This is a genomic window from Armatimonadota bacterium (assembly GCA_013314775.1).
Taxonomy (GTDB): Bacteria; Armatimonadota; Zipacnadia; order Zipacnadales; family JABUFB01; genus JABUFB01.
This window is the reverse complement of the sequence record JABUFB010000008.1, coordinates 279627-290128: the sequence shown is the minus strand read 5'-3', so window position 1 is coordinate 290128 and position 10502 is coordinate 279627. Positions and strand designations below refer to the sequence as shown.

Below are 10502 nucleotides of genomic sequence, written 5' to 3'. Positions count from 1 at the left end.
GTCAGGCATCCACGGGAGGCCAATTCGCCGCGGAGGGGGAGAGACCTTTGGGCAGATTGCTCGATCAGTCCCTCGCTACGTACTGCACCACGGTCACGCCCGGGCCATCGAGCAGGACGGTCTGGGCGGGAACAGTGGCCAGGGGTGAGCCCTGCCAGAGCTGGTCCGTCTCGCTGATCGCCCGGTAGCGCACTTCTTTCAGGTCAGGCGCGTTCGACGGGGCAATATGCACCTCCACCGGCTCGGAACCCACACGGGCAAGAATCACATTGTGGGCGGACTTCGTTTTCACCAGCGCCGCGAGGGTCAGGTTGTCTTCGAGAAGCTCTATCTGCTGCAGGACTGAACCCCGAGGGGCATACTTCGCGAGGAACCAGGCTGCCCAATAGGAGATCTCCGGCTTGCCTGAGGCGGTGATGAGCCCCCACCCGCCGGGTTTGAGTTGGTGAAGAATGACCTTGTCCACGTACGGGCTTCCGGAGAGCACCGCGGCGGCCAGCCAACCAGCACCGAAAGCTCCCGATGCTCGCTCGTCGCGAGCATCGCCGGATTCATCGCGTGCGGAATTGAGGGCGAACTCGGTGACGAAGATCTCGGGCGGCAGTTTGCAGTGCTTCTTGGTCAGCGCCCTGACCTGCTGGAAATTGATCTGGTACGGCAGATCGCTGGTGCGGGTCTTGTAGGCGGCTTCAAACAGCGACTCGGACTGGGCTACGGCTGCGTGGGCACCGTAGAAGTGGAATGAGAGAAAGTCCAGGCGCTGGGCCTGCTTGAGGAAGCTCTCCATTCGGTCATCCCATGCGGAGGAGAACCCTGGGCCGCCGACCTTCGCAGCAGGATGGGCGGCGAGGATAAGTTTGACGATGCTGTTGTACGCGTCCGCCACGTGGTCAATGTCAGTGAAGGCGCCGGACAGGAGGGGCTCGTCGAAGACTTCGTAGTACGTGACCTTGCCTTCTTTCGCACGCCGGGCAGCAACGTTGCGGACTGCTTTGACGAACTCGGCGAAATACTTCTCGCGCAGGTCGGGACGTTCCACGGGAGCCGGTGGGACCCCCAGGCAGAGTACGGGCTTACAGTTGCACAGGCGCACCCAGTGAACGTGTTCATCGAGCAACTGCAGGTCATAGGAGCGGGTTGCCGGGTCGAAGTAGGCGTTTAACTCCAGCCGGACGACACTGGGGGCGAGATCAGAGACCAGCGCGAAAGCACCGGAAATAAGGTCGTCACTCTCGTTTTCCAGTACTGTGGGCGCCGGACCGAGACTCACGCCCACCTGCGCAAGATTGTATGGCCCGCTCCTGTCGAAGTCGGGTCTGAAGGTGAAGCTATCGTGGGGCGTACCCGCAACCGGCGCAGGGATTTCTGGAACATCGGGCTCCAATTCGACCTCGATCTGGTCTACCCGGAACTTGAACGCGCCCCAACCGCCGTTTTTCGCGAACTGCAGGAGGCGGATGTGCTGAATATCTTCGAGGGCGAGGGACTTGCCGGCGGAATCCTTGAACCCGAAAGAACGCAGGCTGTACTGTTCCCAGTTGGTGGAGTCCAGCCGGAGTACTTGCGAATAGGCCTCGTCGCGCTTCGGGCGCGTACTCTGCACCCGAAGGACCACCCGCACGAGTTCTCCCGAGCCGTCGCCGCGAATCCAGAAGGATAGTGTGCTACATCCGCGCTCAGCCCACTTGCGCCCGTCGACAGGGCGCGACACGCTGGCCCAGCCGGACCTGGAGCGCTCGAACTCGATGCGCCCTGACTGCGCGCCGCCCTCTGGAGCCCCGCCAGCCACCGCATATATCGCGCACTTCTTTGCGGGGGCCTGGCCGGCGGCTTCGTCGTCGTTGGTAAACCAGGCTCCAATTCCGGATTCGAAATCCTCGATGAGAACGCGGGGCAGAGGCTTTGCTGCACCGGGCTGCTGGCAGAGTGCGGACGGGACGGCGCATAGGACAAGCAGGACCGGGAGGAACGGGTGGATTCGCATGGCGATCACCTGTGGTTCGACGATGGCAGCTATTACGATTGCCAGGCGTGCGCTCCGCTATCAAGCGCCCTGGCGCGCGGCGGCCGCGATCTGTCGGCAGAGCATTGCCGCGAAATACCCGGCGCCAAAGCCGTTGTCGATGTTCACGACTACCACGCCGGCAGAGCATGTGTTGAGCATGGCCAGCAGGGCTGCGACGCCCCCGAAGCTGGCCCCGTAGCCGACGCTTGTGGGCACCGCAATCACGGGTTGTGATACCAGACCACCGACCACACTGGCAAGGGCGCCCTCCATACCCGCAACGACGATGATAACCCGCGCGGCCAAGAGACGTTCCCGATGCTCAAGGAGGCGGTGCAGGCCTGCCACGCCCACATCATGGATACGTTCCACGGTGCATCCCGCGCAACCGGCCACGATAGCGGCCTCGTCGGCCACTGCGATATCGGAAGTGCCTGCAGACAAGACCAGGCAGGGACCGGCGCAGCAGTCGACTTCCGGCTCGCCGATCTGGATGATGCGGGCGGCCTCGTGGTAGATAGCGTGAGGGAACTCGCAGGCGACCGCTTCATACTTCTCATGGTCGGCGCGAGTGCCCAGGATCACGTCGGCGCTGCCGCTGAGCGCCCGGAAGATGCCTACGATCTGTTGCGGCGTCTTGCTCTGGCAGAAAACTACCTCGGGGAACCCGGTACGCAGGGCGCGGTGGTGGTCCACCTTCGCGTAGTCCAGGTCCTCGAAGGGCAAGTGGCGCAGGCGCTCCATCGCGTCATCCACCGACACTTGGCCTTCCGCGAGTTGGGTGAGCATATCCCTGAGGCGTCGCTGGTCCATGGATCACATCTCGCATGCAAGATCAACCGGCAGGGAAGCCGGCCGGAATACGGCTTGCCGGCCCGCAACGCCGTTTTCTGCGCGCTGCGGGCCGACCGTAGGACGCACTCGAACGGGTGGCCTGTGGCCCTCGCGGCTATTGTTGTCCGCCGGCCTGGGGCGGTCTTGGCGCAGTCGCACCTGGCTGAGCCGGAGCCTGTGGCCTCGGGGCCTGCTGTTGGGCAGGCTGCGCGGCCTGTGGGGGCCTGGCTTGCTGGGCGGCGGCTTCCTGGGTCGGCCTGCGCATCAGTATGTTCACGGCGTTCTCGCCGCTCATCAGGATGGGCTCCCACCCCTCAAGAGCCATGGCTTCCAGGCGCTCATTGAGCATGGTGATGGGTGCCCGATCCGCCTTCGCAACTACGTGGTATTCGTACCTGGGCATCGCAGTCTCCCCTCCTGATTGTGGATTGGGTTACGGACGGCCTGACGCTCTACAACGAGAGTATCTCATCCATGGCAAGACTGGTAGCCTTCACGAGCTGCAGGGGGAAGTGGTTGTACGGCGGCATCATCTCGGCGGTGGCGGGGCCGTCGTAGCCAATCTGCTTGAATGCGGCCATGACGCGGTCCCACGGCACGTCGCCTTCGAGCAGGTCCACGAAGCCCTGGATATTGCCGATTGCGAGCTTGAAGTCCTTGAAGTGGACGGCTTTGATGCGCTCGCCGAGTATCTTGATCCACTGGTCGGGGTAGCCAAACGAGACCACATTGCCCACGTCGAAGTAGGCGCCCACGAAGGGCTTGTTGATGGCGTCGATGATGTTGCGGAACTCCACCGGGCTGTACAGGAACTTGTTCCAGACGATCTCCAGGCCGATATAGACACCTCGCGCAGCAGCTTCGTCCGCAATAGGGCCGGAAAACACTTCGATGGTCCGGTCATACGCCACATCATACTCGAGCTCGGGCGAGACGGTGCAGGGCACAGTCAGAATGGTAGAGGCGCCGAGTATCTCGGCGAACTCGAGCTGCTTGCGGGTGATCTCAAGCCCTTTGGCCCCCGCAGCATCGTCCACACCCACGGCGGGGTGTGCCCAGCCCAGACCTGTTGCGAAAGTGGGGGTCTCAATGCCAATCGCGACGGCCAGGTCCTTGATGCGTCGTATGTTGTCTGCCGGGGTCTCGGCGCAGATTTCGCCCTGAGCCTCGAGGGTCAACTCAATGGCCTGGAATCCAGCGTCTTTCGCCGCTCGCATGCGCTGCTCCACGGTCATATCTGCCGGGAACGACCAGTAACTGATTGACTTGAGCATCGTCGCGACCTCCTGCAGTCCGGATCTCGATGGATGCCGGTTGGTGTGCGCGGACTGAGCCCTGCGCGTCGGCGCAGGAGACCGTCGACGGGTCTCTCGCCTCGGCGGGGCAGGCTTCCGTGGGGACATTGCGACACATGAGGACCATGATCAGGCCAACGACGATCACCAGCCCGATGGCCTTGAGTTCCGGGCTTAGGCGGCTCTTCTTGCGGTCCGTCTTGTCGTAGCGATATATCTTGCGTCTGGCGAGCCGACGCCCGGAGTCCGGGGCCTCCACGTCGTTCGGAACGGGAATTGATCTTGGGGCTGAAGCGGCGCTGTGGACCGATGGCAGGCGACGCGAGCGCGAAGCCGGCGCGGATTGGCTTGTCCGGCGGTCCTTGCGCCGGCGGTGGGATCCTTCCCGCGTCGTGCGGCGGGCGCGGGGCACGGAACTGAGAGCCTCGGCAAGCGGCGCGACCCGTGTATCAGCCGGCTCATCGCCCTTGCGGCGCTTGCTCCGGACGGGTCTACCGTGGAAGCCCCGGGCACCGCATTCGGCACAGACGGGGGCGTCAGCGGGGACTTCCTTGCCGCATTCGGTGCAGATGACGGTGTCGTCTGACAAGGCTTCCGACTGCCTCCAGTATGCCCGGATGCTGGGAGCGTACCAGTGTTAGATTGCACCATTCCGTCCTAAACGTCAATACCTCGGCGCTGCCGGCAGACGCACCGACGCAGCTATGCAAAGGCCGCACAATCGCGGCTGTAAACGGCCGGGAAACACCGACGCAAAGGGGGTCCGGGGCGGTCAAGGTTCCTGTCGCCGGGTCCGATGCACCCAGCAGTGAAAAGACCACTGACCGAGGTGGGCTCGAATGCTGGATATACACAGGGCATCTCCCGAGCTTGTGGCCGCAGCCCCAGGGGCCCAGGCTTCTCTGCACGAAGCACTGGCTTCCGCCGGATCGCCTTTGGACGTACTGGAGGCCTGTGACAGGGCGCTGGGCGCTGATACTGGGTATGTCTGGGCTGTCACCGGCGCGCATCAGCCGTCGGAAGGTTTCGTCTACGGCTCAAAGCCCGCGGATGACGCCGAACTGCGCGCGCTGCTCGAGCAAATGAGAGAGAGCTTGAGCAGCGATTCCTGCCTGCGAGCGGATGGAACCCAGGTTCAGTTCGTCTGCCGATGGGCAAGTCCCGGGGCCGCGTTAGGACGACTGCGGACAGACGGCTATGACCAGGTGCGGCTCACCGCCAACGGCTCGGCCTATGGGCTGCTCCGCGCTGTACCGACGGACCTGACTGGGGACGATATGGACAGGCGGCGCGTGCAGGCGGTGCTGAGGGCCGCGGCCGGATACGCGATCCTCAGTCTCGAGCGCCTGGCACGGAAGCAGATGGTGGACCCACTGACAGGCCTGTGGACGCCGGAAGAGTTCGAACTTCGGGTGGGAGTGGAGGTCGAACGCGCACAGGTGTACCCGGTGGAGTTTTCGCTGGTGCTCATGGAAATGCGCATGGGCGCTGACCGCCTGCCGGGGTGCCTGACTGATCAGGAACTGGCTGCTGTGGGGAGGGTACTGCGCCAGAGCCTGAGGACTGCGGATTCCGCCGCGCGCATGCCCGACGGCCGCTTTGCGCTGCTCTTGCCCGTCACCAGCCAGCGCAGCGCGTTCATTGCAGTCTCACGAGTGTTGGACCGCCTGCGGCAGGATCCGGACCTGCCCGACGACATTGAATGTCGAACAGGTGTGAGCGGGTGGACTTTCGAGGGCTCAAGCGGGCCGGAGTTGTTCCAACAGGCGGGCGCGGCGTTAGAGAACGCACGTGCTGCCGGGGCGAAGGGCGCTTTCGTGTTCCTGTAAACGGAGGCGGGCGAGACCCCGCCCCACGCGACTGAAGGCGGACAGCCAGCGGCTGCGGCATTTTGACCGGAGGCGGGCAACCCGGTACGAGGCCCCGTCCGGCAGACGGCTGGAGACGGACGGCCGGGCTGCCCGCAGCGTTACGCTGTCACTCCCGGTATGCCCGGATGTCGTCGAGGTAGAGCGTTGTGGCCACCTGCGCGTTGCTCACGAACCCAATCCAGTCGAGGGTTTTCCACCCGGCGCTGCCGTTCTTCAGGCCCTCGAACAGCCTCGGCTCCGCGCCGGGGATGCTCACCTCCACGCTCCAAAGCCCGTCACAGCGTTCACCGAGGCCTGCCCGGATGCGGATCCCCACCCATTGCCCAGCGGGGACTTCCATCAGTTTCTGGTTCCCGGCGGCCAGCTCCCCCGCGACAATGTTCAGGCTTGGCCCCACCTGGTAAGGGTTCGCGCTGTCTCGCCATTCATGCCAGAAGCGGGTCTGGGGCTGGATGCGGATGCTGAAAGAGCACTCAGCCATTCCCTCCCGATAGCGCGGAGAATAGAAGAAGTAGGGGTTGAAGTCGTGGTCCAGCCCTTCGGCGTCCACAAGCTTCAGCGAGCGCTTGCCTGTGGCCGCCTCTTCCTCGGTGACCGCAATCGCCGCGCCGGCTCCGCCGAGACTGGCGTGGGCATCTGCCGGGGGCGCCCCAACGGGTGTGGTCTCGAAACTGTCGTCGATGACGGTCGGGGGAGCAGGAGGTGGTTCGGGACGCGGGGGTACTGGTGGATAGTGTATCCGAGCGGGCAGGGACTTCCACGCCGGATCGCCGTACAGCCCAGCTCGGCCGTAGTCGAAGGGTTTGAAGCCAAGCGCAAGCGCCGGCGACTCCGGCTTCAGAGTGAAATCACCGTTTTCCGGGTCCACGAAGAGCGGGTCGGCCATGACTGAGCCGGCATCCTTGCCGGACCTCTGCCAGTCCTCGAAAGTCATCCCCACGAAGTCCGCTGTGCCGGCCCCGGCATACCAGTAGACGTTGCTCCGCAAGATGACCCGGTCGTCCTTCCAGTTGCCCCAGAAAAGCTTCCCGGTCTTCCAGTAGACAATGTTGTTCTCGAAGGTGAAGGACACGTGCTCTTCTACGCGAGCCCGGGAGACCTGGTAGTCGTCCTGGCAGTACAGGATGTTGTTGCGGATCAGGTTCTCCTTGCCGTAATGCTGGTGGTAACCCGCGTCCTTGCACCCGTAGACCAGGTTGTTCTCCATGGTGAAATGCGTAGAGCCTTCGTCGTTGTACAGACCGAGCCCGCCCCAGCCGTAGCGGTCATAGGACTGAACATCGTGGATGACGTTGTTGCTGACGGTTGAGCCATCGGCGGTTCCGAGGGTGTACACGCCGCCCATGTCGCTCATGACGCCCCAGCCGAGATGGTGGATGTGGTTGAAATCGATGGTGTTGTCGCGGTTGAGGGTCGGACCGTATCCCCATCGCCAGCCCGCAGAAACCCCGCTGTAGAAAAAGTCGGCAATCTCGTTGTGGGTTATCTGATTGTTGGCTGTCTGGCCGATCCAGACGCCCACGCCGGATGTGAATATCCGGCTGCCGGCGCGGATGATGTTGTTGTCCACCACGATGCGGGAAGTGTGCTCTGAGGCATCGGGCCGTATCGCAGTCTCACCGATGCGCACTCCGCTTGCCCCCAGGTCGTACAGGTGAGAGCGCTCAAGGCGACAATCCGTGCAGCCCTTACGGAACCAGATGCCTGCGATGCCCGTGTGGGCGATCTCACAGTTCTCGAAGGTTACGTTCCGCGCGCCGTCCAGCATGACGGTGGCTGGGATCGAGGCGGCCGCCTGGGTGTCCGCGAAGCCATTGGGTGGCATGGTGTAGCCGGCGTAGCGGAAGGCGATGCCACGCAAAGCGATGTACTCGATGGGGATCCCGGCCGCAGCGTCACCGGTGAATGATGCGAAACTATCGATGACAGGCGCCACCACTCGCGCAGTGGCTGGCGACTCGCCCGGCAGGGGTTTGTAAAGCAGTGTGCCGGCGCGATCCAGGAACCACTCACCGGGTTGGTCAAGGGCAGCGCGGAAGTTCTCAAGGTGGTAGCGCTGCCCGTAGCCCCAGTAATGGAAGGCGTAGGTGTCGGGGCCTGAAGTGATGACCATGTGCGACCCGCCATCGACGGTCTGCAGGCGGTGGAGGCTGTTGGTCCAAGCGTGGTAGGCGACGACCGCAACGTCGGAAGTCTCGTCCGGGGAAAGGTCGAGCAGTGGCCGGATGTCTTCCTCGCGGGCGATGAACGCGCGTCTGGAAAGGTTGGCCAACTCGCCGGTGACCGGGTCGGCTGCGTAGTTCACTTTGCGGGCGGCGTAGAAGTAGTCCGGCACGGCGAGGGAGGTGGGGAAACGGGCCTCGAAGGCAGGGTCGGCGAGGTCGTGAAAGACTCGAGCATTGGGTGTACGGGCCCGGACCGCGCGGCGACCGTTGACCCAGAGCTGCTCAAAACGCCACGCCTTGCCGTCCAGATCGGGCACCTGGGCCGTCCAGAGTCCGTCCTCAGTGACGCGGAAGCCGGTGATCTCACGACCTCCCTCGAACGCTGGAGCGGCTCCCGGGGCCGCCTGGATAACCAAGGGCGCGGTAGCGCTGCCGCCGTGGTGTGGAGTGAAGGTCAGTGGCCGGTCCAGAGGGTAGATTCCATCCGCAACGGTGATCGTGATGGGACCGTCAGCGCCACCCTTCGCTTTCAGGTCGACAATACGATCGAGCGCGGCCCGCAATGAGGCAACGGGGCCGTCGGTATGCGCGGCGTTGGGGGTCGCCAGATATCCTGACCAGGCATCATTTCCCGTGGGCGACACGAACAAAGCCACATCCGCCGAGACGGCGGGCATGGCTGAGCTGGCGACAATGAGAAGAAGCGGGAAAAATCGCATAAGACCTCCTCCGGGCAGCCGCTATGGTGGCTCGCCCAGACATGTTGGCCGAGGAGACGCCGCGCACCTTCCTCTACCCGGCTGGAGGTCTCGCTTCTCCGCAGATTGAACTTCCCCAGACTGCGGGTCAGTGCGTGGGGGGAAACACCCAAACCGTTTGAGCACAGGGGAGATAACTCGTGGCTGAACGCGGCAACTCCAACCGGGACGAGACATCGGAAGCGCAGGAGAGTCTGGAGGCGGTGCGGCCGCAGGACCCGGCGCCCTATCCGGACGATGCGAGTGACGTGCACCTGGATGTGGCAACCCAGGACCGCAATGGGCTGATCTACGCGGCCCTGGTGTCGCTCATCTACCTGGCCGCGCCGGTGCTCTACGTGGGCTTCGTCCAGGCATCGCTGTGCAAGCGTCTTGAGACCTCAGACGCCATGGCGAACCTGCCCAGCAGCGTGTACCTGGCGATGGCATGGTTCCCGGTGTTCATCGCCTGGCTGGTGCCTCAGACGCGGCTGCTGAAGACAACAATCAGCGTGTCCTACCTGGTCTGCGCTCTGATGGGCGCCGGGGTAGCCATCGTGCTGCTGGTGGGGGCACCGCCGGAAATCATCGTCTGGTCGCTGGTGATCCACGCCGGAGTTCTCGGCTGTGCGAACGGGGCTGCATTCACCTTCAACTGGGAGTGCTTTGGCCGCGGGGTGTCGGAGCACAGGCGGGGCAAGGCCCTTGCGCTGGCGTTCGGATGGGGCCCGGGCTTTGCGGTAGCGGGGTCATTGGGAGCACAACTGATTCTGGACGGCAACCTGTTCGGCTGGAGCCCGCCGGTTCTGTCGGAGATTCAGTACCCGTACAACTTCGCGCTCCTGTTCGGCGCCAGCCTGCCGATCATGGCCTTCGGGGCCTACCTCGCGCAGCTGTACCGCTTCCCGATGCCGGTGCGGGATGCTGAGCGCGAACCGTTCAAGGTCGCAGTACTGGGTGGATTCAAACAAATCATCGGCTACCGGGTACTCCTGTTCGCGTGCATCGCATACCTGCTCATCTACTGCGGGAACATGGTGCAGAACAACATGAGCCTGGTGACCCGGGAGAAACTTGGCGTTGACCCCGACACTCTCGTGGGTTACCAGCTTGCTCTTCGATTCGGCTTCAAAATGCTGGCGGGGTTCCTCCTGGGCTGGCTACTGACGCGGACCAATCCGAAGGTTCCGCTGCTGGTCACCGCAGCGCTGCAGATTCTCGGCGTGCTATGGGTTCTTCTGGTGTCCGGCAACTGGTTCATGCTCGCCTTCGGAATCAACGGCGCAGGCGAACTTTTCGGCGTCTATTATGTGAACTACCCCGTTGCCTGTTCTCCAAAGTCGCAGATAAGACGCAATATCGCGTTCCTCATGATGGTCTCGTCACTGGTGAGCTTTGCGCCGGTTATGTACGGGTGGGTGTCGGATACCTGGAGTCTCACGGCAAGCTTCTGGGTGGCCCTGGGGATCCTCGGGGTAACCACCGCGCTGGTGGCAGTCTTCCTGCCTGCCCGACCGCGGCCCAGGGCTGAGGACATGACCGAGGCGGACCTGGAGCAGCCACAGACCGCGTGAACCGAAAGGAATTGCCTGGTA

The 10502-nt window shown here is 63.6% G+C and carries 7 protein-coding genes; 2 read left to right on the top strand and 5 right to left on the bottom strand.

Annotated elements, in window-relative coordinates:
- Positions 1–64: 64 nt before the first annotated feature.
- The 4 genes from HPY44_08665 to HPY44_08650 form a co-directional block, all read right to left on the bottom strand.
- Complete coding sequence (locus HPY44_08665) at positions 65–1984, bottom strand: hypothetical protein (GenBank protein ID NSW56072.1); 1920 nt, start codon at positions 1982–1984, stop codon at positions 65–67.
- Between the two features lie 60 nt (positions 1985–2044).
- Positions 2045–2818: a nickel pincer cofactor biosynthesis protein LarB gene (larB, locus tag HPY44_08660; protein NSW56071.1), complete on the bottom strand. Its 774-nt coding sequence runs from the start codon at positions 2816–2818 to the stop codon at positions 2045–2047.
- 136 nt (positions 2819–2954) lie between these two features.
- Complete coding sequence (locus tag HPY44_08655; GenBank protein ID NSW56070.1) at positions 2955–3242, bottom strand: hypothetical protein; 288 nt, start codon at positions 3240–3242, stop codon at positions 2955–2957.
- A gap of 49 nt (positions 3243–3291) precedes the next feature.
- Entirely contained in the window at positions 3292–4113 is an 822-nt protein-coding gene (locus tag HPY44_08650) for a sugar phosphate isomerase/epimerase (GenBank protein ID NSW56069.1), read from the bottom strand.
- Between the two features lie 860 nt (positions 4114–4973).
- Here HPY44_08650 and HPY44_08645 point away from each other — a divergent pair.
- Positions 4974–5963 (top strand): GGDEF domain-containing protein, encoded by a 990-nt coding sequence (locus HPY44_08645; GenBank protein NSW56068.1) that lies wholly within the window; start codon positions 4974–4976, stop codon positions 5961–5963.
- A gap of 148 nt (positions 5964–6111) precedes the next feature.
- On the opposite strand, the gene HPY44_08640 is transcribed toward HPY44_08645, so the two are convergent.
- Complete coding sequence (locus HPY44_08640; GenBank protein NSW56067.1) at positions 6112–8889, bottom strand: right-handed parallel beta-helix repeat-containing protein; 2778 nt, start codon at positions 8887–8889, stop codon at positions 6112–6114.
- A 179-nt stretch (positions 8890–9068) separates the two neighbouring features.
- Between HPY44_08640 and HPY44_08635 the strand changes: the two genes are divergently transcribed.
- A complete protein-coding gene (locus tag HPY44_08635; GenBank protein ID NSW56066.1) occupies positions 9069–10481 on the top strand; it encodes an MFS transporter in 1413 nt (470 codons plus the stop codon).
- The last annotated feature ends 21 nt before the right edge of the window (positions 10482–10502 follow it).

Excerpts from the sequence above, each read along its gene's own strand:
- HPY44_08665 (NSW56072.1), bottom strand. The coding sequence starts at position 1,984 with ATGCGAATCCACCCGTTCCTCCCGGTCCTGCTTGTCCTATGCGCCGTC.
- HPY44_08655 (NSW56070.1), bottom strand. The coding sequence starts at position 3,242 with ATGCCCAGGTACGAATACCACGTAGTTGCGAAGGCGGATCGGGCACCC.
- larB (NSW56071.1), bottom strand. The coding sequence starts at position 2,818 with ATGGACCAGCGACGCCTCAGGGATATGCTCACCCAACTCGCGGAAGGC.
- HPY44_08645 (NSW56068.1), top strand. The coding sequence starts at position 4,974 with ATGCTGGATATACACAGGGCATCTCCCGAGCTTGTGGCCGCAGCCCCA.
- HPY44_08650 (NSW56069.1), bottom strand. The coding sequence starts at position 4,113 with ATGCTCAAGTCAATCAGTTACTGGTCGTTCCCGGCAGATATGACCGTG.
- HPY44_08640 (NSW56067.1), bottom strand. The coding sequence starts at position 8,889 with ATGCGATTTTTCCCGCTTCTTCTCATTGTCGCCAGCTCAGCCATGCCC.